This is a genomic window from Rhodococcus sp. 1R11, assembly GCF_004563845.1.
In the GTDB taxonomy this organism is placed as follows: domain Bacteria; phylum Actinomycetota; class Actinomycetes; order Mycobacteriales; family Mycobacteriaceae; genus Rhodococcoides.
The window spans coordinates 1-24949 of the sequence record NZ_SPNG01000016.1 but is presented as its reverse complement, the minus strand read 5'-3'; the positions used below and the strand labels follow the sequence as shown (position 1 = coordinate 24949).

Annotated in this window: 14 protein-coding genes and 1 rRNA gene; 10 read left to right on the top strand and 5 right to left on the bottom strand. The window is 65.2% G+C overall.

What is annotated here, in order from left to right:
- Window positions 1-130 precede the first annotated feature (130 nt).
- Both E4P29_RS22915 and E4P29_RS22910 read right to left on the bottom strand, forming a co-directional pair.
- The gene (locus tag E4P29_RS22915; protein ID WP_135047310.1) at window positions 131-1558 is read right to left on the bottom strand and encodes an HNH endonuclease signature motif containing protein; all 1428 of its coding nucleotides are present in this window, start codon (window positions 1556-1558) and stop codon (window positions 131-133) included.
- 575 nt (window positions 1559-2133) lie between these two features.
- Window positions 2134-3606, bottom strand: a complete 1473-nt coding sequence (locus tag E4P29_RS22910; protein ID WP_135047309.1) for a cryptochrome/photolyase family protein — start codon at window positions 3604-3606, stop codon at window positions 2134-2136.
- 127 nt (window positions 3607-3733) lie between these two features.
- On the opposite strand from E4P29_RS22910, the gene E4P29_RS22905 reads away from it, so the two are divergent.
- From E4P29_RS22905 to E4P29_RS22890, 4 genes are all read left to right on the top strand, one after another.
- Window positions 3734-5386, top strand: coding sequence for an alkaline phosphatase D family protein (locus E4P29_RS22905; protein WP_135047308.1), 1653 nt, complete (start codon window positions 3734-3736; stop codon window positions 5384-5386).
- Window positions 5387-5404: 18 nt separating this feature from the next.
- Window positions 5405-6247, top strand: a complete 843-nt coding sequence (locus tag E4P29_RS22900) for a rhodanese-related sulfurtransferase (protein ID WP_135047307.1) — start codon at window positions 5405-5407, stop codon at window positions 6245-6247.
- Between the two features lie 3 nt (window positions 6248-6250).
- Complete coding sequence (locus tag E4P29_RS22895; protein ID WP_135047306.1) at window positions 6251-7126, top strand: pseudouridine synthase; 876 nt, start codon at window positions 6251-6253, stop codon at window positions 7124-7126.
- Between the two features lie 96 nt (window positions 7127-7222).
- Window positions 7223-7432, top strand: coding sequence for a hypothetical protein (locus E4P29_RS22890; protein ID WP_135047305.1), 210 nt, complete (start codon window positions 7223-7225; stop codon window positions 7430-7432).
- A gap of 49 nt (window positions 7433-7481) precedes the next feature.
- On the opposite strand, the gene E4P29_RS22885 is transcribed toward E4P29_RS22890, so the two are convergent.
- From E4P29_RS22885 to E4P29_RS22875, 3 genes are all read right to left on the bottom strand, one after another.
- Window positions 7482-12959: a carboxyl transferase domain-containing protein gene (locus tag E4P29_RS22885; protein ID WP_135047304.1), complete on the bottom strand. Its 5478-nt coding sequence runs from the start codon at window positions 12957-12959 to the stop codon at window positions 7482-7484.
- Window positions 12960-13373: 414 nt separating this feature from the next.
- The gene (locus tag E4P29_RS22880; protein WP_032371643.1) at window positions 13374-14045 is read right to left on the bottom strand and encodes a TetR/AcrR family transcriptional regulator; all 672 of its coding nucleotides are present in this window, start codon (window positions 14043-14045) and stop codon (window positions 13374-13376) included.
- 14 nt (window positions 14046-14059) lie between these two features.
- A complete protein-coding gene (locus tag E4P29_RS22875; protein WP_135047303.1) occupies window positions 14060-14662 on the bottom strand; it encodes a dihydrofolate reductase family protein in 603 nt (200 codons plus the stop codon).
- 216 nt (window positions 14663-14878) lie between these two features.
- On the opposite strand from E4P29_RS22875, the gene E4P29_RS22870 reads away from it, so the two are divergent.
- The 6 genes from E4P29_RS22870 to E4P29_RS22845 form a co-directional block, all read left to right on the top strand.
- The gene (locus E4P29_RS22870; protein WP_135047302.1) at window positions 14879-19813 is read left to right on the top strand and encodes an AAA domain-containing protein; all 4935 of its coding nucleotides are present in this window, start codon (window positions 14879-14881) and stop codon (window positions 19811-19813) included.
- A gap of 101 nt (window positions 19814-19914) precedes the next feature.
- On the top strand, window positions 19915-21132 hold the full coding sequence (locus tag E4P29_RS22865; RefSeq protein ID WP_135047301.1) for a metallophosphoesterase: 1218 nt from the start codon (window positions 19915-19917) through the stop codon (window positions 21130-21132).
- Between the two features lie 28 nt (window positions 21133-21160).
- Complete coding sequence (locus E4P29_RS22860; protein WP_135047300.1) at window positions 21161-22000, top strand: HAD family hydrolase; 840 nt, start codon at window positions 21161-21163, stop codon at window positions 21998-22000.
- Between the two features lie 170 nt (window positions 22001-22170).
- On the top strand, window positions 22171-22719 hold the full coding sequence (locus E4P29_RS22855; protein ID WP_135047299.1) for an LpqN/LpqT family lipoprotein: 549 nt from the start codon (window positions 22171-22173) through the stop codon (window positions 22717-22719).
- A 217-nt stretch (window positions 22720-22936) separates the two neighbouring features.
- On the top strand, window positions 22937-24337 hold the full coding sequence (locus E4P29_RS22850) for a plasmid pRiA4b ORF-3 family protein (RefSeq protein WP_135047298.1): 1401 nt from the start codon (window positions 22937-22939) through the stop codon (window positions 24335-24337).
- Window positions 24338-24826: 489 nt separating this feature from the next.
- A 16S ribosomal RNA gene (locus E4P29_RS22845) occupies window positions 24827-24949 on the top strand; the annotation flags it as partial.

Genomic DNA, 24949 nt, shown 5'->3' with positions numbered 1-24949 from the left:
GGAGCGTAAAAGAACAAGATGGGCCGACCTAGGGCGACGGCACTCTCGAGTCACTCGAATCAACCTGTCGAACAACCTTTTCCAGCCCCGCATCGTGTTCTCGGTGCGGGGCTGGTGTGCGTTCAGCTGGTTACGCGATGTGGGGGCCGGCTCGGGCGTGGGATTGTCGGGGTTCTCGGTACGGGTCGACGGTGGCCGGCGGGATAAACCACGGGTGGTTGTCGGTACCGATGAAGACTTCCCAGTCACTGTGGTGGATGAGTCGGTGGTGGAATCCGCACAGTAGGACGAGGTTGTTCATGTCCGTGGGGCCGCCGTCGGTCCAATGCCAAATATGATGCCCCTCTGTCCAGGCGGCGGGTTTGCCGCAGCCGGGGAACGCGCACCCGTGATCGCGGGCTGTCAACGCGCGCTTTTGTTTCGCGGTGACGGTGCGGGCGGTGCGGGCGAGGTTGAGCGGGTTGCCGTTCTCGTCCATGACGATGGCGGTGAGGAGGCAATCGCACGCGAGTTGGCGGGACGTATTGCGGGAGAGTGGTCCCATCCAGGGCAGCCATCCGACGGTGGTGCCATCACCGAACAGATCCCGATACGCGCTGCGATCCTGGCTCGGTCCGGCAGCGCTGCCGGTCTGGAGTTCATCCGCCGCGTCCGACTCGGTCAGGTCGGAGTGTATTGGGTCGGAGTGGATCGGGTTGCCGGCGTCGATGTCCACCGGGTTGGCTGGATCGGCGTTGTCGGATTCTGCTGCTGTGCGGGTGGTTTCGTCGTCGGTGATGTCGTCGGTGTTCTGACCGCTCAGGCTGTGGAGGTCCTGCAACCGGATGTGCAGGTTGATGTGCGGTCTTTCGCCGCCTTCGGTGGGGCGATCCTTGGTAGCAAGGTAGTGGTCGAGGATCTGCCCGAATGCGTCGGCGCGTCGCCTCGCAGGACTGCGTTCGTCGGGGGTGCCGTCGGCTGCGGGCCGAGGTTCGGTCAGCGGTGAGAGTGCGGTGAAGAGCTTTTCTGCGGTGACGGCATCGAAGTCGGCTTTGAGGCAGAGGCGTTGGTTGAGCATCTTCGATGCGAACAGTTCGTTGCGGTCGGTGTCCTCAGGGGGCGGCTTGTCGCTGCCGTAGGTGTCTTCGAGTTTGGTGATCGCTTCACGGATCTTGTCGGTGCGTGCCCCAGGCCCGGTGGCGGCGGTGATCATCGCGGTGCGGGCGATATCGCGACCCTCTTGCGGGAGGTTCTTCGGTGGTGTTTCGGCGAAGGTGAGGATCAGGGCGGCGTGGTCGACGGACATGACGCCGGTGTTCACAGCGTCGGCGATGTCGGGGAAGTTCTTCAGTCCGCGGGCGAGGGCAACGATCTTGGTTGCTTTGCTGGGGGTGAGCAGGGTGGTAGAGGTCAGCCAACCGGCGGGCCCGGGGAAGCCGAGCTTCTCCCGGCTCACGCGGGTGTCGATTTCAGCGACCAATGCGATCCGCCGGGCTTCCAGCAGTTGGATGTCATGAGAGACCGCGGCAGCGTCGGCGAGCAGTTCTGCTTCGCTCAGTCGCCAGATCTCCGTGGTCATAGGAAGAAGTGTATCGAACGGGTGTTCGATACGCAATGATGGTGCAATCGAAAACTATTGCTGTGCATAAGGATTCGATAACCCGAACCTGTCGGTGGCGCATGGTAAAGGCTCGATCTCTCCGGCGACCGCACAAGACCGCGATACTTCGACGAGAAGTACACCCGAGCATCGGTGCATGTGGACCGGACCCATCGACCCCGAACGTTGCCCGAGTACCGAGCCGGGGTGAGACGTCAAATTCTGCGGCGGTGTGATCTCGCGATGACGATTCGGTGCGGAGCGCAATGCCCCCAAAGAGTCCGCTCGGTATCGCCGACGGCGACGCCCGAACCTGCGCTCGAGCGATCTGCCAATTCTGCTGCTCTACTCAGTTGTTCGGGGATCCTCTGTGCGCGGCGGACTGAATGCACTGTCGGCTGCGACAGGTGGAACACGCTCGGTCCTCGTGGCAGCGTCTCAGCCGGCGTGGTGGGCGTCGCGCAGTCGGTGCCCACGACGCCGCGCAAGGCAGGGCTGATCTCACTGCCGCCGAGCCTCCTCCCGAGTCGATACTCGCGATAGTCGAGGGCGCGTCAGTACACCTCGCGTTGGCGTTCCTGTTCCAGCACCTGCTCGAGGTCGTTCAATCGGTTCATCGACGACACCTGTCGCGCGGTGCGGTGGTTCAGTGCCAGCATCTCGCGGTGTCGGTGGACGAAGGCCCAGTAGCCCGCGGTGAAGGGGCAGGCGTCGTCACCCAGCCTCTTTTTCGGGTTGAACTCGCACGGCTTGCAGTAGTCGGTCATGCGGTTCAGGTACGCCCCGCCCGAGGCGTAGGGCTTGGTGGCGATCAGTCCGCCGTCCGCGTGCTGGCTCATGCCGATGACGTTCACCGGCATCACCCAGGCGAATCCGTCGACGAATGCCGTGGCGAACCACTCGGTCAACGCTCGTGGGTCCCAGGCATGTTGCAGCGCAAAGTTTCCCAGGATCATCAGCCGCGGAATGTGGTGCACCCAGCCGCGGTCGCGTACGCCGTCGACGGTACTGGACAGGCATTTCGCCACCACGGCGTCGCCGTCCAACTCGAGTAGCCAATCCGGCAGTGGCTCATGGGCTTCGAGTTTGTTCCGTTCGAGGTATTCCGGCCCCATATGCCAGTAGAGGTGCCACACGTATTCGCGCCAGCCGAGGATCTGCCGAACGAAACCCTCCACGCTCGCCAGCGGGGTGCCGTCGCGATGGGCGTCCTCGGCGGCGTGCGCCACGTCCAACGGTTGCAGCAGACCGAGGTTGAGTGGGACCGACAACAGCGAGTGCGACATCGTCCAGTCGTCGGCCATCACCGCGTCCTCGTATTTGCCGAAGTCGTCCAAGCGGTAATTCACGAAGTGCGACAACGCTTCCGAGGCCTCGGAAGCGGTCACCGCGAACACTCGGGGCCCGTCGACTCCGACTGTGTCCAGCTCCCACGTATCGAGATCGGCACGCACCTCGTCGTCGATGGCATCCTCGGTCGGCCACCATGGTTCTTCCACGCCCAGGGTCAGCCGACCTTTCGGGGGTGGCGACTGATTCTCAGCGTCGAGGTTCCATTTGCCCGAGACCGGGTCGGCACCGTCCATCAGTACATCGAATCTTTTGCGCTGCTCGCGGTAGAACGTCTCCATGCGGAAGGTGCCGCGCTCGGCCGCCCAGTCGGCGAACTCGGCCCGGGGGAGCGCGAACATCGGAGTCGGCAGAATTTCCGAGACCAGACCCTCCTCGTGCAAGCCTGCCACGAACTTCTCCGCCGCGTGCGAGGTGGGCTCGAACACCACCACGGGCTTGCCGTACTCGGCCAGGGCTTCGCGATACGTCTCGGTCTGCAGGTAGGTGACGCGATCACCCAGCTCGTCGGCCAGATGACGCATCCCGGACAACACGAGATGGAGCTTCTGCCGGTGGTATCGCCGACGGCGGAACACGCGCCGGGACTCGATCATCAGCACGTCTCGCTCGGCATGCTCGTCCACGGAGTGGAAGTGCGGGCCGAGCTGATCACCGAACAACCACAGAGCGTCCATTCTCGGAGTGTTCTCCCGCAGCGACGACGGCAAACCAGCGTCCGCAGCATGGCCGGCTGGTGAACACTGTGGCCGACCCAGGCGCGCCTTACTTGACCACCGACGATCCATCGCATGGACTGACCCGATGCCCGCTGATTCTGCGCTGTCCAGAAGAACGTTTCTTCGCTCGTCGTCGGTCGCTGTTGCCGTGGCCGGAGTCGTCACGACCTTGCCCGCGGTCGCCCACGCCCAGGGCAGCGATCGAGGCTTCCTGCACGGGGTGGCATCAGGAGATCCGTTGCCCGACGCGATCATCCTGTGGACCCGCATCACCCCCACGCCCGACGCCACCCCGGGCTCCGGCGTCGGCCCGCAGGTATCAGTGACCTGGCGCATCGCCCGGAACGTAGACATGAGCGACGTCGTCGCCTCCGGAACCGTCTCCACCGGCCCCGATACCGATCACACCGTCAAGGTCGACGTCGACGGCCTCAGTGCAGACACTACGTACTTCTACGATTTCCGCACGAACGACGCGGCGTCGGCAGTCGGGACGACGCACACCGCCCCGGCCAACGATGCCGATATCGATGCCATGCGTTTCGGCGTCGTTTCGTGCTCCAACTGGGAATCGGGCTACTTCGGTGCCTATCGCCACCTGGCGGCCAGGGGAGACCTCGACGCCATCGTGCACCTCGGCGACTACATCTACGAGTACGAGACGGGCGGCTTCCCGGGGCGCGACGGCGTCGTTCGGCAGCATTCGCCCACGCACGAGATAGTTACGCTCGCCGATTACCGTCAGCGGCACGGTCAGTACAAGTCCGACCCGGATTTGCAGGCCGCCCACGTCGACGTCCCGTGGATCTGCACGTGGGACGACCACGAGTCGGCCAACGACGCGTACGACGGCGGCGCCGAGAACCACACTCCGGCCACCGAGGGCGATTGGTACACGCGCAAGGCCAACTCCGAGAAGGCCTACTACGAGTGGATGCCGGTCCGCGCAGCGGGAACCGCGACGAACCGTCACCTGTACCGCAGGCTGAGGTTCGGCAACTTGCTCGAGCTGTCGATGCTGGACCTGCGGACCTACCGCTCGCAGCAGGTGTTGCCGTTCAACGGCCCCGAGGTCGATTCACCGAACCGCACCATCACCGGTGCCGAGCAGATGCAGTGGCTCACCGACGGCATCGTGTCGTCGCCGACGCAATGGAAGATCGTCGGCAATCCGGTGATGATCACGCCCACTCTGATCCCACCGCTCGATCGAGACGCAGCGAAGGCCGTCACCTCGCTTCTCGGAATCCCGGAGGGCGGCTTGCCCTACAACGCAGATCCCTGGGACGGATACACGGCCGACCGCCGCAAGCTGCTCGGTGCCATCGTGGACGCAGGCGTCGACAACACCGTCTTCATCACCGGCGACATCCACTCCGCGTGGGCCTGCGAGGTACCCCTCGACGCAGCGCACTACGCCACGACGGAACCGGCTGCCACCGAGTTGGTCGTCACGTCGGTGAGTTCGGCCAACATCGACGATCTGACGCACACCCCGCCGCACACGCTGGGCCGGGTCGCCGAGGAAGCGTTCAAGGCGCTCAACCACCACGTGAAGTTCGTGGACCTCGACAGTCACGGTTTCGGCGTCTTCGAGGTCACCAAGACGGCGGCTCGGATGGACCACTGGTTCCTCACCGCCAAGGAGGATCCGCAGACGGGCGTGTATTGGGGAGCGGGCTTCACCGTCGACTCCGGCACCCAGCGGCTTCGGGCGGCGGCACCACCGCTGGGCTGACCCGCCATACTGGACGGCGTGGCTGTACCGAAAATCGTCCTGTTCTACGTGTTCACTCCATTGCCGGATCCCGAGGCGATCCGGCTGTGGCAACAGACGCTGGCCGCGTCCAACAACCTGACCGGACGCATCCTCATCTCCGAACACGGCATCAACGCGACGGTGGGCGGCAACGTCGACGACGTCAAGAAGTACGTCCGCGGCACCCGCAGTTATCCGGCCTTCAAGTCGGCCGACATCAAGTGGTCCGACGGCCTCGGCAACGACTTTCCGCGATTGAGCGTGCGAGTGCGCGACGAGATCGTCACGTTCGGAGCTCCCGGGGAACTGAAGGTCGACGCGGACGGCGTGGTCGGCGGCGGAACTCATCTGAGTCCGGAGCAGGTGCACGAGCTCGTCGATTCCCGCGGCGACGACGTCGTCTTCTTCGATGGTCGCAACGCCTTCGAGGCGCAGATCGGAAAGTTCAAGAACGCGGTGGTCCCCGACGTCGAGACGACGAAAGACTTCGTATCCCAGCTCGATTCCGGTGCCTACGACCATCTGAAGAAGTCCCCGGTGGTCACGTACTGCACCGGGGGAGTGCGGTGCGAGGTGCTGTCCTCGCTGATGGTGGCTCGCGGTTTCGAGGAGGTCTATCAGCTCGACGGCGGAATCGTCCGATACGCAGAGACTTTCGGCGACGATGCGCTCTGGGAGGGCTCGCTCTTCGTCTTCGACAAGCGGATGGCACAGAACTTCTCCGACCACACCGCCGTCATCGGGCGCTGCAGTTCTTGTGGCAACCCGACCTCGCGATACCAGGACTTCGACGGTGATGCCGGCCGTGGGCTTCGGTTGATCTGTCTCGACTGCGCCTGAGCGATGCTGCCTTTCCGAGACGGTCTCGCACCACTCAGACTGCTTCTACCGCATGGTGATCCGGCCGCCACCATCGTCGAATATCTGGAACATGAGATGCCCGAGGACGATTGGCGTCGGGCAATCGGCGACGCCGAACTGGTGGACGAGAAGAGTCGGCCCATAACTTTGGACACTCGCTACCGCGCCGGTAGCCAGGTGTACTTCTATCGCGTTCCGGCGCACGAGGTTCCGGTGCCGTTCGAGATCGGCATCCTGCACGAGGACGAAAATCTGCTGGTGGTCGACAAGCCGCATTTCCTCGCCACCATCCCGCGTGGTCGGCACGTCACCGAAACCGCGACAGTGCGTCTGCGCAAACAGTTCGACTGCCCCGACCTCACCCCTGCGCACCGACTCGATCGCGCCACCGCCGGGGTGTTGCTCTTCACCAAGACCAAGCATGCCCGACGGCCGTATCAGGAACTCTTCTCGACGCGCAACGTCACCAAGGAATACGAGGCCGTCGCGGGTTTCGATGCAGCACTGCAGTTTCCGCGCGTCGTGCAGAGCAGGATCCTCAAGGAACACGGGGTCATGACGGCGTACGAGGAGCCGGGGGAGCCGAACAGCGAGACCAGAATCGAGCTCATCGACACTCTCGGCGACCTCGCCCGCTATCGACTCTTCCCAAAAACGGGCAAGACTCACCAGCTACGAATCCATCTGTCGTCGTTGGGGATTCCCATCGTGAACGACCCCTACTATCCGGTGTACACATCGACTCCCGTCGACGACTTCACTCGGCCGTTGCAACTCCTGGCCCGGGCACTGGACTTCACCGACCCGCTCACCGGCGAACAGCGGCGATTCGCCAGCGCCCGAGAACTCCAGCTCTGACGCCCAGGAATCGTTCGTTCGGACGATGGTGACAATTCGGACGCGAGGTTAGCGTGTCGAGCAGATATGTCCGATGGAAGCACAGAGAAGAACTGCGTGAAGCGTCGTATTGCTGTTGTGTTGGGAGCTGCCGTCATCGCCATAGCGTCGCCAGCGGTCGCGGTGGCCGATACCGGAAGCGCGAGCACCGGTAGCTCCGACAACCTCGCGGCCTTGTTCGGTGCACTGCCCGCGATCTGGCAGGAGTGTGGACTGCTCGTATTCACCGGCCAGTGTGGCGGTGTCGTGACCCAGCCCCAGGTGTAGACACCAACCCAACCGACAAACGCGCGCGCGTTTGCGAGAACCCCAGGCCCTACTTGGCCAACGACCGCGCCATTCCGCGTTCGACGGCGGCCACCAGCTGCGGTCGTAGTTCGGCGGCGGGGACGATGTGGTGCACCGATCCGACGCTCTGTGCACGCTGGATGTTGTGGATGGCCTCGAATTCGGCGGCCACTTCACCCAGTTTGGCGTTGCGGGCGTTAGCTCGCACGGTGGCCAGTTCGACGCGCAGTGCCGAGCGGGTGGCGTCGTCCTCGGCTGCGTTCAGTCGTGCTTCGAGCTCCTTGACGTCGGCGTCCGCTGCGGTGCGGGCGTTGACGTCGCGGGTGAACACCACTGCGGCTGCCGGGGCACCGCCGAGTACGGAGGCGAAGGAGCCCTCGACCGCGAGGACCTCCATGTTGTCGTTGAGTGCTCCGGAGAACACCACGAACGCGCCGCCGTGGTAGCGCGAGACGACACAGAACACGACCGGTCCGTCGAAGTTGACGATGGCGCGGCCGATTTCGGCTCCGTATTCGAGCTGGATGTTGCGCAGCGATTCCGGCGATCCGTCGAAGCCGGAGAGGTTGGCCAGCACCACGATCGGCCGGCTTCCGCTGGCGGCGTTGATGGCGCGGGCCGTCTTCTTCGACGAGTTCGGGAACAGGGTTCCCGAGGTCCACTGATCGGGGCCGTCGGAGGGGAACCAACCTTTGCGGGGGATGGCTCGCGATTCGATACCGATCACACTGACCGGGATTCCGGCGAGGTGGGCGTCGAACACCACCGAGGTGTCGGCGTCGGCCATGTCGGCCCACCGCTCGAGCACGGAGTGGTCCTGGTCGACCACGGCGCGCATCACGGTGCGAATGTCGAACGGCTTCTTGCGATCCGGGTTGGTGACCGAGGAGAAGATGTCGCCGACGGTGGTGAAGTCGCTCGACGGGTGGACGTGCGGGTAGGTACGCACGTCGCGCTCGGTCGGGTCGGCCGTGGCTGCACGGCGTGGGAAGCGTTCTCCCGGTGCGGCATACGCGTGATCGTAGTGAGCGAACAGGATGTCGCATGCAGCCCGCAGGTTCGGTGCCCAGTACTGCGCCTGGCCGTTGGGGCCCATGACGCGGTCGTAGCCACCGATACCGAAGTTGTCCTCGGCCGAAACGCCGCCGGAGTAGTCGAGGGACTGCTTTCCGGTGAGCACCATCGCACTGTCGGGGGTCATCACCAGGATGCCCTTGGTGTGGGTGAGCATGGTGGCTTCGGCGTTCCAGTACGGCTGCGCGCCGACGTTGATGCCCGCGACGACGATGTTGATCTCTCCGCCGGCCTGGGTGAAGGTGATGATGCGGCGCAGGCCGCGCGAGACCCAGTCCATGTTCTCGGTGCCCGATTCCATGGAAATCGTTGCGCCGGAGGACAATGCGAACCATTCGACGGGGGCACCGAGTTGTTCGGCGAGGTCGATGGCCGCAACGATCCGCGAGCATTCCGCCTCGGCGACGGTGCCGAGCGCCTTGGTGGGGTCACCGAAGAGTGCGACGCGGGTGATGCCCTCGGGGTACTTGGCGGTCGGGGTGGTGGCCACACCGACGATGACGCCCGCGGAGTTGCGTCCGTAGGGACGATCGACCGGGGCGAGCACGCCGTCGGCGTCGAAGTCGTACTCGGTGAACGTGCCGCCGTTGCTGCTGAGCAACGGAATCAGCTCGTACGGGTACACGGTGCCGCGGGCCTGGGACCGCTGCACTTTCTGGGTGTACTCGTCGAGTGGGCGCATCGGCTCGGTCGGCGGCGGGGTCACCTTGGCGACGATGCCGGCACCGGACCGGTACGACAGGCGCAGAGCCACCTCGCGCGGCGTCGCGCCCGGTGTTTCGGCCAGGCGTGCGATCAGCGTGATCTCTTCGAGTCCGGCTCCGATGGTCAGCGGAGCGATGTGCCGGGCGATCGTGGCTATGCGGTCCGCGGGCACGTTCAGCACCGGCCAGACGTAGAGCACGACGCGGTTGGCGTCGAGACGCTTCTTGCCGCGTCCGGCCTGTGCGCGGCGGATGCCGTCGAGGCAGGCTGCGACGGTTCGTTCGATCTCCGGCACGGCGACGATGTTTCCGACGTCATCCAATTGTGTTGTGATGCCGCGGATCTCGGCGAGGGCGACGAGTCGCTCGTCGGACGGGTTGGCCTTGGACGTCAGGTGGAACAGGTAGGTCCCGGCGCTGGCGGGCAGACGAACTCCGTCGAAGTTCTTCAGTCGCCACAGGTCGAGTCGCTGACCGGTGAGCGGGTGCATGTCCCGGATGATGGTGTCCTCGGCGAGGGGCTCGGATCCCTCGACCGTGGTGCGGCGGTACGTCATCTTTCGCGTGACCGCGCCGAACACGGTGACCGTGACCCGGCGCCAGCGGCCGGAGCCGGAGTGGGCGGCCAGAACTTCCTGCAGTCGGGCCGAGAGCACGTCGCCGTCGGCGGGGGCGTCCGGCCACGACAGGTACAGGTCGACGGCCAGGTTTTCGGGCGACGGGCCGGCGATGTCCTCGACGGCGTCGAGAGTCGTTGCGAGGGAATCGAAGTCCGTCGCGGTCGAGATGAGATGCAGTCGTTCGCCCGAGAGCTCGAAGTTGCCGGTGACGAAGTGCTTACCGTCGCGGTCGAAGGCCTTGACATCCTCGAGGGTGCGAATTTCGTAGTACTGACGGGTGATCACCTCGAGCAGAGCACCGGGATCGGTGATCCGTTGTGCCAGAAGCTCGATCAGCGGTTCCGGTGTCGCCACGAGAGCGGCTACACGAGCCGAGTAGTCGGCTGCGTCGGGGTTCTCGGCCAGGTACTGCAGGCTGCCACGGACGCCGTCGTAGACCTTCTCGCGGGCGATCCGGATCTGCGGCTCGTCGAACAACCGGAAGCGCAGGTTGCGGGCGACGTCGCCGATGACGGGGTAGCGGGCCTGAGTGGCACCGATGAGGCGCTCGAGTACCTCGGCCATGGCCGGGGTGGCCTCGGGCTGGGCGGAGGAGTCGCTGAGCCAGTGGCCGAGCAGCGCGGCGATCACCGGAACCTGATTCTCCATGCGCTGCAGTGCGAGGAAGACGCGGTAGACGGCCTCTTCGAGAGCCGGGGTTCGGCCCTCGTCGATGGCAGCGTCGTAGTGCGCGAGCGCGCGAGTGAGCTTGGCGCGGAACGACTCCGGCAGACCCTGAACGTCCGCGTCGAGCGAGTGCAGGAACGAGTGGAAGTGCTCACGCGGGGAGTGGACTCGCTCGTCGCCCGTCTCCTCGTCCATCGTCGGACGGTTGCGGGAGAGCTCGCAGATGTCGGCGAAGGTGTTCAGCAACGCCAGTTCGGCGGTGACCAGCTCCGAATCGTCGCGTGGCACCTCGGCACGCAGAGTCTCGTAGGTGAACAACAGGTTTCGAGCCCGGGCACCGCTGACGTCGAAGCCGGTGATGAGGGCTGCAAGTTCGTCGAGCCGATCCAGTGCGCGACGCTGCGGCGAGCGCTGCGCGGCGTCGTCGACGCCACGGAACTGCACCCGAGGTGCCTGCTCGGAGACCTTCTGTTCTCCGGCCTGATCGACGCGCAGCAGTGCAGCTCCCGCGTCGACCTGTCCGTTGACCGAGGCCAGGACCTCACGCACGGTGCCCGCGTACGGGGACCGGACGGCAGTTTCCATCTTCATCGATTCGAGGACGACGAGGGTCTGTCCTGCTTCGACCTCGTCGCCGACGGCGACCGGGACGGCGACGACGACAGCGGGTGCAGGCGCACGGACCAGCCCGGCCTCGTCCTGGGAGATCTGATGGCTGATGCCGTCGACCTCGACGAGGAAGTGGGCGGCTCCGGCGACGGTGACCACCTGGTAGCGGCGGTCACCGATGACGAGGCGGCTCTCGTAGGTGCCGAGGCGTTCGACGTCGACCTGCAGTTCGCCGATGCCGTCGCTTTCGATGCTGTAGCGGTGAGTACCGGTCTGGCCGACCTCGAGCTTGTAGGCCTGGCCCTGGTAGTTCAGCTCGACGGTGCGGCCGATGGCGTGTGTCGCGCGTGGGCGGCCGCCGCGAGCGGAGTTGAGGAACGAGGTGCGTTCGCGGCCTTCTTCGGCGTCGTAGGCGTCGATCGCTGCGGCGATGATGGCGATGTCGGCGACGGCGGTCGGCCCCACCTGGGAACCGGCTTCGGTGCGGTCGAGCCATCCGGTGTCGGCGGAGGCGGAGATGACTTCCTCGCGGTCGAGCAGGCTGAGCAGGAACGACTTGGTGGTGGTGCCGCCGTCGATGACGACCGTGGTCTCGCGCAGTGCGTTGCGCAGTCTCGCCAGCGCTTCGCTGCGGTCGCGGCCCCAGGCGATGACCTTGGCGACCATGGAGTCGTAGTCGGGTGGGATGACGTCGCCCTGGGCGATGCCGGTGTCGACGCGGATGCCGGTGCCGAGGGGGAACTTGAGCAGCTCGACGGTGCCGGGGGCCGGTGCGAAGCCGTTGTCGGCGTCCTCGGCGTTGAGGCGGGCCTCGACGGCGTGACCGAACTCGGGCGGGCAGTCGCCGGGCAGTGCCTGGCCGTCGGCGACGAGGATCTGCAGCTTCACCAGGTCGATGCCGGTGGTGTATTCGGTGATCGGGTGCTCGACCTGCAGGCGGGTGTTGACCTCGAGGAACGTGAAGATCTTCTGCTCGGGCTGGTAGAGGTACTCCACGGTGCCCGCGCCCTGATATCCGGCGGCCTTGACCAGCTCGGCCGACGCGGTGCGCAGCTGATCGGACTGTTCCTTGGTCAGCAGCGGGGAGCTGGACTCCTCGATGACCTTCTGGTTGCGACGCTGAATCGAGCAGTCGCGCACACCGGGGGCCCACACGTTGCCGTGACTGTCGGCAATGACCTGGACCTCGACGTGCCGGGCATCGGTGACCAGACGCTCGAGGAATACGACGGGGTCGCCGAACGAGCGCTCGGCCTCACCCTGGGTGCGTTCGAGGGACAGTTCGAGTTCGTCCTCGTGGAACACCTTGCGGATGCCGCGGCCACCGCCGCCCGAGCGGGCTTTGATGATCAACGGGTAACCGATCGCCGCGGCGTGGCGACGGGCGTCGGCGCGGGTCTCGACGGGGCCGCCGGACCACGGTGCGACGGGAACGCCGACTTTCTCGGCGAGAATCTTGGCCTCGACCTTGTCACCCAGCAGGCGCATCGCGTCCGCGGACGGGCCGATGAAGGTGATGTTCAGGCGGGCGACCAGGTCGGCGAACGTCGGGTCCTCGGCGACGAAGCCCCAGCCGACCCATACGGCGTCGGCCCCGGATTCCACCAGCGCCGCTTCCAGCACGCCGTAATCGAGGTAGGCCGAACCGCTCGCCGGCTTGCGCAGCGTGACCGCTTCGTCGGCCAGGCGGACGAACATGGCCCGCTTCTCTGCCTCGGTGTGCAGCGCTACGGTGCGGATGCCGTAATCGTGTTCGGCGTTGAGCTCTCGGACGGCTCGGATCAGCCGTACTGCTGCCTCGCCTCGGTTGACTACTGCAATCCGCTTGAACAACGTATCTCTCTTCGCTCGGTGTAGGCGCACATCGCGTCGGTGCACTCGATGGGAGGTGGGTCCGGCTGGGCATGTCCGTTTGATGGTTGTCGGGTCGTTGCGCAGGCTCCGGTCCTGCGCCCATGCAGCACTCCGGTCGACTTATTCTAGCGGCAACCGGGCCCTGTGCCGTGCCAACGGCGTTCGGGGTGAGTGTGATTGATCACGAACGAGCCAATTCAATTCTGTGACAACGCATTCCGTACTGGACATTTTCTTTGCTCTGCCTCACGTCGGATTCGTACTCACGAGTAGCGTTGTCGGGACGCATAATTCGTGATTCCTCACCATCTCTGGCTACCCGCGAGTACATTACCGACGGGTACAGGTCGACGAAGGCGGTTTCGGACGAGCAGCAGGTTGCCGAGGAGGCGTTCATCCGGTGTGTCCGACGCTCTTGTCCGGTATCCGCAACGCGTTGACCCACAGCCTCGTCGCAGTGGCGAGCAGCGCCTCGTAGTCGGCGTCGGGATTGCCGTCCTCGGCGTCGACGACGAAGTGGTTGAACGCGAGACGACTGATCATCGACGACAGCGCGCGGGAGGCGAGCAGGGGATCGAGGTCGGTATCCGCCACTCCGCGTTTCTGCAGGCTCTCGATACTGCGTGCATTGCGTCGAACGAACGCGTCGGCGCGTTCGCGGCGCAGGCGGCGAAAGTCTGGATCGATGTTGGAGACCTGCTCGAGCAGTGCCATCAGCTTGGCGTTGCGCCGATATGCCTCGAAGTAGGCCCGGTTGCTGGCTGCGATCACGGCAGCGGGATCGTCGTGCGGGTCCACCCGTTCCGTGCCGGGGTGCAGCATGTCGTCCCTGGCCTGTTCGAGCACCGCGGCCAGAATCTCTTCCTTGCTGGTGAAATACGTGTAGAAGGTCCCAGCCGAGCAGTGCGCGGCTCTGGTGATGTCGATCAGCCGGGAATCGAGGTAGCCGCTGTCCTCGAACACGCGTCGGGCGGCTGCCACCAGTGCGGATCGTGTCCGTAGTCCGCGCTGGGTCGTCGGCCGGCGAGTCGGCTGCTCCCCTTCGGACACCGGTGCGGCAGGCATTCAGTCTTTATACGTCATCGCTCACCACCGTCGGGGCGAACCAGCCGGGTGAACCGCACGCCGCTGTCGAACTGGCGTGAGTGCAGATGCTCGAACCGTCGTGCGATCGGCGGCTCGGGTCCGGATTCGGGCGCGAACAGCCCGATGCCTCGGCCGAGCACGACGGGGTAGACCTTGAGAAACAGCTCGTCTATCTCGTCGACGAGCTGCCCCGCGAGGTGGCCGCCGCCGCACAGCCACACGTCGGCGTCGCTGTCCTCGGCTTTGAGTTCTCGAATCAGGTCGATCGGGTTCCGGCCGACGATCGGCTCGGTCGGGTCCGTCGCGTCGGGCAACGTGTGGGAGAGCACGTACTGCCGCAGATGGGGGTACGGGCTGGTGATGCCGATGTCGAGTGCGGGTTGCAGGGTCGCCCGGCCCATCACCACGGTGTCGAACCGCGCCGGCGGGGCATCGATGCCGAGCGCGGCGCGCACGTGCACCGGCAGCGTCTCGGGCAGCTCGGTCACGATGGCCTCGAGGTGATCACCCTCGGTCGCGAAGCAGTCGTAGGTGCCGTCGGGCGCGGCGATGAATCCGTCGAGTGTGACGGCGATGTAGTAGACCAGCTTGCGCATGCGACGCTCCTGCGATCGGCGGCCGGTGCGTGTCCGGACGGGCCGCGTTTTCTGTTGTTGTTCCAAGCAACCGAGTCGGTCTTTGTGACCGAGCACTAGAACGCATTCTGTGTGCTCGGACCCCGGTGAACAACTGCTTTTCAACGGCTACTGTGACGCGGGTGCGTAAGCACTGTCCCCTGGCGGGACGGCCATTCGAGCATTTGTGGGGAAACTGTGACGGCTGCAGCGGCTACCGGTCGTGAATACGACGACGAGCTCAAGAGCAGGGTTGCGCGCCTGTTGCGCTTCCTGCGCGAGATAGTCGAGGCGCGGTCGAATCCGGTCCTGAGGTTCGACGACCACGTCCAGGTCGAGTGGCTGTACTCCAGTGAGATTCCGGTTCGTCTCGACCCGAAGGCCGGCCAGGGCGGGGTCGTGCTTCGGGCGCCGCGCATCGCCGTCGACGACCCGCCCGAGCCACCGGCGCTTCTGACGGGTTGGCTCGATCCTCAGGTCGTCGGAGACAGTCGCTACCGCGAGATCGAGCTCGCCGACGCGTCGACGGCGGCATCACGACGGCGCGGCGAGGCGGCGGAGTCCGACGCCGACTTCGATATTCGCAGGGCCTACGAGATCAAGAAGGCTTTCGAGAAGTACTCGGAGTCCTGGAAGCAGTGGGCTCAGGAGGATCGAGACCGGCGGCCCAAGGCAGCGCTCTACCAGGCGCTGCAGCTGATGATGCAAGAGCTCGCCTCGCGCCCCGAGTCGATCGAACTGGTCGTGGCGTCGGGCCTGCTGACGTCGAGCAACCCCGATCCGCAGCACAGCGTGCGTACTCACCTCCTCACCCAGTCGGCCGGAATCGAACGTGATGTGCGGACCGGCGACCTGTTGGTTCGACTGGTCGCCGGCAGTGCCCCGCGTCTCGAGGACGGTCAGCTGCTCACCGGATCGAAGGACTTCGATACCTCCGGCTCGGTGGCTCTGGCCGAGAAGCTGCACGGCAACGTCGGCTCGCCCCTCGGTGAGGGCGTCGAAGATTTCTTGCGGGAATGGGCGACGCGAGTTCCCCGTCACGAGATCGAGGTGCTCGATCGTCTCGGGCCCCCGGGAGCTCTCGCGTACATCGACGACGATCGAACGCTGACGGTCTCGCCTGCGCTCGTGCTCCGTACCCGCGACTCGTTCGCGCTGATCGAGTACTACGAGCAGATGATCGCCGATCTCGACGCCCCCGACTCACCGGTTCCGCTCGGCCTCGCGCAACTGGTCGACGCGATCGAGCCGGCCGATCGGATGGCATGGCTCGAACGGACCGGAGCGGGCGCGTCGGCGGCGCTGGCCGAAGATCCTCTGTTTCCGCTGCCGGCCAACGCCGAGCAGTCGCAGATCATCGAACGGCTCGGACGCGACAGCGGTGTCGTGGTCGAAGGGCCGCCCGGGACGGGAAAGACCCATACCATCGCCAACCTGATGTCCGGGCTGCTGGCGCGTGGTCAGAGGGTTCTGGTCACTAGTGAAAAGTCACAAGCTTTGCGGGTCCTGCGCGACAAGCTGCCGCCCGAGTTGCAGGAGCTCTGCGTCTCGATCACCGACCTCTCCCGTGGTGGTTCGGACGAGTTGAATCGCAGCGTCGCCAAGATCGCCGAGCGTAAGACCTCGTTCGACGAAGCCAGTGAGCAGCAGAAGATCGACGGGCTCACCACCCGCCGCGCGGCCGCGCTCGCTCGTCGGACGGAACTACGGAACCGTGTCAGCGCCCTTCGTGAATCCGAAACCGTTGTGCACGAATATGTTTCGGATGGGTACGACGGCACGGTGGCGTCGATCGTACGCAAGGTCAAAGCAGCCGAAGGCGCCCACGAGTGGGTGCCCGGGCCGTTGCTCGCCGACCGGCCACCGTTCGACGGTGCCCAGGTCGATCAACTCCGAGCGCTGATTGCGACCTCCGACGGAGCCCGCGAGCAACGATCGCGCCAGGTGCTGCCGCGTCCCGAAACGATGCTGCCGAATTCGGCCGAACTCGCAGCGCTGTGCCGGCGTGTGGATACGCCGATAGACGCCGTCTCGCCGCTGGCTGCCGACCTGATCACGTTGCTGGGCGGCGTCGAACCAGCGGTCTCGTCCGACATCCGTTCTCTCTGCGAGGAATTGGCGGCTCGCGTGCGAGTGGTCGCGGAGCTCGATGCCACGTATGCGCGGGTGACCGACTCGGTGCTGTCCGGCGAAGCGTCTCACCTGTGGTCGCGGGTCAGCGGAATCGACGACCTCGTTGCCACTGCCGCAGCGTCCGACCGGTACATCGGCGCGCACGACGTGCAGTGCTCGTCCACGTCTGCTGCGACTCTGCAGGCTATGGATGCGCTCGCAGCTGCGCTGGAATCGGGAATCGAATGGAAGCCGCGATTTCGGCGTAGCGAGGAGCAGAAGACCGTCGAAGCTCTCGGCATCGTCGCCACCGTGGACGGGCAACCGGCGACGACTGCTGTGGCTGCTCGCCTTGTCGCGGAACATATCCGGGCTCTCGACACCGTGCAGACGGCGGCGGTGTTGCTGGCAGATCTGGCGATCGTCGTCCCGCTCGACGGCCCGCGATCGATTCGCGTCAACACCGTTGCGCAGATTGCCGATCGACTCCGTTCCGTAGCGGCAGTGGTTGCCGCTCGTGACGCACTGGTACACCGGCTCTACACGGTGTCGCCTGCGGCGCCGTGGATTCGGAGCCTCGCCGAAGCTCAGGAGATAGCCGGAGCCGCTGCGGCCATCTCCGCGCGCGTCGACATCGACATCGCCCGCGCCGAGCTGGACGCTCTGCAGTTCGCGGTGGCCACTCGTATCGACGCGGGACCGTCGCCCGAAGGTCTGAATCTGGTGACGGCCCTCGGCGCTGCCGATCCTGCGGAATTGGCGGGCGCGGTCTCCGCCTACGCTCAGGCCTGCGCGGAGCAGGAGAATCAGCTGCTGCTCGAGTCGATGTCGGCCACACTGTCGGCAGTCGCGCCGGCCCTGTTCGAGTTGGTCAAGGACACCGCGGCAGACCCGGAATGGGACGAGCTCAGTTGGCAGCTGTCCAAGGCGTGGGCGTGGCGTCGTGCGCGCGAATGGGTCGGTGAGCAGCACCACGGGGGTCTCGAGCAGCAACTCGAAGCGGAGTTGGCCGCCGCGGATGTCGACCTCGCTTATCTCACGACGCGTCTCGCTGCCGCGAGTGCCTGGCTCAACAGCCTGCAGCGGATGACGGCGGTCGAGGTTCGCGCACTGCAGACCTACCGCGAGCACATTTCCAGTATCGGTTCGGGTGCCGGCAAGTACGCCGAAACCTACCGCAGTGCAGCACGATCGGCGATGCGAGAGGCGCAGAGCGCGGTGCCCGCCTGGGTCATGCCGCTCTCCCAGGTGCTCGCGTCGATTCCACCGGTGCCGGGTAGCTTCGACGTCGTCATCGTCGACGAGGCCAGCCAGGCCGACATCACGAGCCTGTTCCTGCTGTACCTCGCGCCTCGGGTGATCGTGGTGGGAGACGACCGGCAGTGCGCGCCCGCCGATGTCCCTCAGGCCGGCACGCTCGAGGACGTGTTCGACCGCCTCGATGTATATCTCCCGGATCTACCGGAGCACGTGCGGGCGACGCTGACACCGCGGTCGAGTCTGTTCTCCATGCTACGCACGCGGTTCGGTCAGGTGGTGCGACTACGAGAGCACTTCCGTTCGATGCCGGAGATCATCAATTGGTCGAGTCAGCAGTTCTACGGAGACTCGCCACTCGTGCCGGTGCGGCAGTTCGGTTCCGATCGACTGCCGCCGCTTCGGCACACGTACGTTCGCGGGGCGACGGTCACCGGAAAGAACGCCTCGCTCGTCAACCGGACCGAGGCCATTGCCATCGCGGAGCAGATATCCGAGTGCCTCGCCGATGCCGCGTACGACGACCTGACCTTCGGAGTCGTTGTGCTGCAGGGGCAGTCGCAGGTCGACGAGATTCGCAACGAGCTGATCAAACGTATCGGCATCGAACAGTGGGAACAACGCCGCTTGCGAGTGGGCACGCCACCGGACTTCCAGGGCGACGAGCGCAACGTCGTGTTCCTGTCGATGGTGGTGGCACCGGATCAGAACTTCGCCACCCTGACCTCGAACCAGTACAAGCGTCGGTTCAACGTGGCCGCGTCGCGGGCGCAGGATCAGTTGTGGCTGTTCCATTCGGTCACCGTCGATCGCCTCAAACGAGCAGACCTGCGTAACTCTCTGCTCTCCTACGTCACGTCGGTCTCACCCGCTCCCGCCGATCCGATGCCCCAGAACGTCTCGCGCGAGATCAGGAAAGCCCCGTTCGAGACGCTGCTGGAACAGCAGCTGTTCAACGACCTCGTCGAGCGTGGCTTCCACGTCAATCCCGGTGTCGAAGTGAACAATCGGCGTATCGCGCTCGTCGTCACGGGGGAGTCCTCTCGCCTCGCCGTCGAATGCGACGTCGATTCGTTCTCGACCACCCCCGCGCAACGATCGGCGGATCTGCAACGCGAGCAGGAACTCAAGCGATGCGGGTGGACGTTCTGGCGCGTGCGGGAATCGGAGTACCACCTCGATCGTGACGGTGCTCTCGACAGTCTGTGGTTCACCCTCGCGCGATTGGGAATCAAGCCCGGTGCCGTTGGTGCGGAAGGCGGAACGGCGTCCGAGGAGACCTGGACACCGGTACCGCTCGAGTCCTCGCAGTTCGACGATTCCGGGGCTTTCGAGGCTGCGACACGAACGAACGCACCCGTTCGGCATGATTCGGTGCTGTCTCTGTGGACGATGCCCCGCCTCGACATACCTACCGACAACACCGTCGACACCGACACCACGAACGGAACCGGCACATCCAGACGGTCGGGGTTGACCAACGGAACCAGTGCTGCGAACGGTTCGAGCACGATCGACGCGACCGGAGCTCCGCGCGCGTCCACACCCCCGACAGCACCGAAAGAGCCTGCTGCAGCTGCGGACTCGGACGGACCGGGTGCATCCGATTCGGTCGACAGCTCCGAAGAAGTGCGGGGCGCGGTCGACGGAGTCGAATCGAGTGGTGGCGTCGAGGAGTCCGAGAGCTCGGTCGACGAGGTGGTCGCCGAGCACCAACTGCCTCTCAACGGACTGCGGGGATACACCTCGCGCCGAAGCCCGTAGGTGTAGTCCGCGGGAGTCGCGGCCCGTCAGCGTGCAGCTCGTTACCGTCGTAGTCTGGTTCGCGGTATTCGCGCACGTTCGAGCAAAGAGGGTCTCCGCCGATGGCAGATCGACAGACGCAGGGGCTGCACGCCGACAGGGCGGTGCCCGAACGGCCCGACCGAACACTTCGTCGGCGAATCATGGTGCCGGCCACGGTCGTTGCCCTGTGTGCGGTGCTGTTCGGGCTGCCCATGTGGACCGTGCTGTTCGCGGGTGCGCAGTGGCCGCCGGTGGTTCGGCTGCTCGGCGCGGCACTGGTGATCGCTGCCGCGCTCGCCTTGCCCACCGCGATGTATCTCGGTCACCGGCCCGGCATCGAGGGGGACAGGAAGGACGCCTGGGCGCGTCTCGGCGACGTCCTGCTGGGTCTCGCCTGGATCGCGTTCGTATGGTCGGCGCTCTCACTGTTGCTCAGGCTCGGGCTGTGGGCGGCCGGTGTCGACGATCCATTGCGGTCGCGAATCACGGCGGCGGCGACGGTAACAGTGATCGTCGGCCTTGCCCTCTGGGGCCATTACGAGGCCATGCGCACTCCGCGCGTTCGGCACACGAGCATCAGCATTGCCCGGCTCGGTGCCCGATTCGACGGCCTGCGAGTCGTCCTGGTCACCGACACCCACTTCGGTCCGGTGAACCGAACCGTGTGGTCGAGGCGACTGACCGACGCCGTCAACGCGCTCGAACCGGACGTGCTCGCGCACGTCGGCGACATTGCCGACGGTTCCGTGTCCACGCGCAGGCAACAGGCTGCGCCGCTGGAATCGATGCGCGCGTCCGCCGCCCGCGTCTACGTCACCGGTAATCACGAGTATTTCGGTGAGGCGCAGGAGTGGCTGGACCACATGCAGAGCATCGGGTGGAACGCGCTGCACAATCGTCATGTCGTGCTGCATCGAGGTGACGATGCCTTGGTCATCGCCGGTGTTGACGACGCCACGGCAGCAGGGTCGGGTGCCCCCGGCCACGGTGCCGATCTGGCTGGGGCACTGGCCGGGGCCGATCCGTCGATCCCGGTGTTGCTGTTGGCCCACCAACCCAAACAGATCGGCGACGCCGTACGTGCGGGCGTCGATCTGCAGGTGTCCGGCCACACCCACGGCGGTCAGATCTGGCCGTTCGCGGCGTTGGTTCGCCTGGACCAGCCGGTGGTGCACGGACTGAGCAAGCACGGTGCGCGAACGCAGCTGTACACCAGCCGGGGGTCGGGATTCTGGGGACCGCCGTTCCGAGTGTTCGCACCGAGTGAGATCTCGGTCCTGACGTTGGTGGCAGGCTGACGCGTCGGCACCTGGCAGTATCGGACGGGTGAGGCACACGGGAGAGATCCAGGTAGTCGCAACCGATCTCGACGGCACACTACTTCGTTCGGACCGAACGGTGTCGGCGCGGACGGCAGCTGCGATGGCAGCGGCCGAAGCTGCAGGCATTCGAGTGGTGTGGGCGACGGCGCGGGCGCGGCACTCCATCGCCGAGCTCGCGGCGTCGTGCGGGTTCACCGGTACGGCAGTGGGAGCGAACGGTGCGGTGGTGCTGGATCTTGCCGATGGCAGCCCGGTGATCGTCGCGACCAGGTCGGTGCCGACGGAGACGGTCGCGGCTGTCACCTCCGCCGTTCGATCTCTGGTTCCCGGTGTGGCGTTCGCAACCGTGGGTGCCACTCGTTTTGTCGCCGAGTCGCGATACGCGGAGCTGTGCGTCTTCGCCGACCATCACCGCCACCCGAACGAGATGGAGCTGTCGGAGGACGGTTTGTCGGCCGACATCGAGCCGACAGTCAAAATTGTTGCACGACACAGTGATACGCCGAGCGAGGAATTGTACGCGTTGGTGGCCGAGGCAGGTCTCGTCGGTGTGGAGCTGACGCACTCCGGGGCACCGTACATCGAGATGTCCGCCGCCGGGGTATCCAAGGCCACTGCTCTGGCGGAGTTGTGCGAACAGTGGGGCGTAGCTCAGGACGACGTGGCAGCGGTGGGAGATGCGCGCAACGACCTTCCCATGCTCGCGTGGGCCGGTACCGCGCTGTGTCCATCGAATGCTGCGGAGCCGGTGCGCGCTGTGGCCGATCGTGTACTGCATTCGCACGAGGACGATGCGGTTGCTCGCTATCTCGAAGAACTCACCGAGCGTCGAGTGCAGCGGTAGTCGTTCGCGATACTGTTCTCGGTCGACCGGCCTTCGACCCACCTGGGTCCGACATCACGGATGGCGTTGTCTCCGAACAACAGTGCGCTGCTGGACGGAGTCGTCGAGGAAGGTTCGGTGGACGCCGGTAGCCTCGGTCGTGCCGAATCGACGACCACGAAGGGCCTGCAGTGAACGACTCTCCCACGTCCCGACCGTCCGAACCCACCACGATCGCCGAGTATCTCGACGCTCATGCACTTCAGGTGTTGCCGATGGACGGCGCTGCGGCGGCCGAACTCGGCATCACGGTGCCGGTTCCCGCGGGGTGGCAGACGCTCGATCCGGCGCAGTTTCCCGGTGCGACCCAAGTGACCGTCGAGCCGAACCTGGTGGAGAACGGTTTCGCGCCGAACGCTGTCTTGCTGGTCGGGAAGCTCTCTCGCGCCATCGACCCGGAAGCGCTGATGGCGTTGGGTTTCGGTGACGGGCGTGCGATGCCCGGGTGGGTCGAGCAGGAGGCGAGTGCGGCGTCGTGGGTCGGTTGGCCGTCACGGTTCATCCGGGGCACTTATGTCGCCCAAGGGCTCGACGCTGCGGTGACGACGCGCTACGCAGTGGTGGGCGAGGGAACTCAGTATTTGGTCCAGTTGACTGTGACGACGCTCGAATCCCAGCTGGATGCGCTTGCATTCGACGTCTCCGCGATCAACGACGGACTGACGCTTCCCACGGCGTAGACACTCCGATTTTCCAGGGCTACGCCTTGTTGTAAGGCTAGGAAAGATGCGGTCGGGCGGACGCCACCGTGACCGAGGCGAAGCACTCCACGGTGCGCAGAGTCGGTGTCGCATGAGGGAAGGCGATGCCTGTCCGCTCCATCGCCTCGGACGGTGCTCGGTTGCGGCGGGTACCGACACCTGGGTCTGCCGGTCCGATCCGGCTAGGGTCGTTTGCATGTCGATCAGAACCGGCCGCGTTCGGCACCTGTCGGTGGTACCGGATATCCCCGAAGCCGACGAGCCGGCCGAACACGGCACTCGGGAGGGCACCGCGCGTGGCCTGGCGAATCTGGTGCTGAGGGTGAGTATCGATCACACACGGCCGTCGATCTGGCGACGAGTGCGAGTGCGATCGGATCTGCTGTTGTCGGAATTGCATTCGGTGCTGCAGATCGCCATGGGCTGGGAAGACCGACACCTGCACGCATTCAGCGTCAGAACCGCGGGGGCAACCCGACGGTTCGAGATGCAGGAGATTCTCGACGACGAGCCGGACGACGACGCCTCCAGCGAGGAGCGGGTACGCGTCGACGAGGTGTTGACGCACCCGGGATCCGTCATGACGTACGAATACGATTTCGGTGACGGGTGGACCCACACGATCGAGCTCGAACACGAGGACTCCGATATCGACGACCTTCGATCGATCTGTCTCGACGGTGCCCGCGCGTGTCCTCCCGAGTCTTCGGGCGGTCCGTCGCGCTATAACCAGGCGTTGGACATCGCCGCCGATTCGTCCGACCCCGAACTTCTCTCCCAATGGGGTCCGACGTTCGACCCGGCCAGGTTCGAGGTCGATGCGGTCAACCGCGTGCTGCACTCCGCAGATGTCGGTAGGACGACGCTTGCCGAAGCTGTCGCGGCCGCACCGGCCATTGGGCGACTGTTCGACAGAGTACGACCCACACAGGTGCCGTCGCTGATGGCGTTGCTGCCCCGGTGCGAGCTCACCGTCGAGAGCTCGGTGGACCTGCCGGTTGCCGAGATCGCGATGGCCAAGCTCACCTGGTTTCTCCGCAAGGTCGGCGACGGCGGGGCTGTCCTCACCGATGCCGGCTATCTCAAGCCCGCGTTCGTGGCAGCGATCCGCGACGAGCTCGATTGGGGCCTGGGGTGGGTGGGGTCGAGCAGCCGCGAGATCGACCATCATCAGGTCACCGACTTGCGAGAGGCAGCTCGACTTCTCGGGTTGACCCGCATCGCCAAGGGGCGACTGCTGCGCACGAAGCTCGGCGAATCGCTGGCCGACGACCCGATCGGCATGTGGCGACATGCGGCCTCTCGACTGCCATTGGGGAGAGAGGCATACGAGACCGATGCCGCGACACTGTTCCTGATCTCCCTGGCCGCATCGGCCTCAGCGGTCCACCGTAACGAGATGCTGATCGAGACGGTCTCCGAATTAGGCTGGGCCAGTGAGGATTCCGGTGTGTTCGACGCCAAGTTCGCAGCTCAGACGACCATGAGCTTTCTCGACCTCATCGGTGCCCATGGTCCGAGCTTCTATTTTCGGGAAGGCGTATCGGACTCACCGAGTTGGTCCCGCCGCTTTGCTCGCGACGCATTGTCCAGTTGACCGCCGATTCGGAGGTCTTCGGTGCTGTTTCGGCCGGCTCTGCGCGTCTCCAGCGCGCTGACCTGCCGATTTGCGTGTGTGGGGTTGGTGGCGTAACTTTTGTCGAGTCAGAGCGACGGACACCGACCCGGTCTTCACGGACTGGGTGAACGAGGTTGGACGTGTGGCTCGGCAGGTTTTATCCCCCAAGAGTCGGGCCTTGTGTCCGAGACCAAGCTGGGATAGGCTGGAACAGTTGCCCTTGAGGCCTACGGATCGTGTGTTCGTGGGGTTCGAGTGTGTGCGTGTTCTTTGAGAACTCAACAGTGTGTCGATGAATGTCAGTGCCGAATTTTATTTGGTGAAAGCATTCGATGTGTCAGCCATCCGCTTGTGGTGGTTGTTGTCGGGTGTTGTTTGAAAATGCTAGTTGAGTTTATTTGCTAGTGATTTGACTTGATGTCTTTGACTGATTCGCAGCCTCTTCGGGGGTTGTTGTTTCGCAGGTCTTTTACGGAGAGTTTGATCCTGGCTCAGGACGAACGCTGGCGGCGTGCTTAACACATGCAAGTCGAGCGGTAAGGCCTTTCGGGGTACACGAGCGGCGAACGGGTGAGTAACACGTGGGTGATC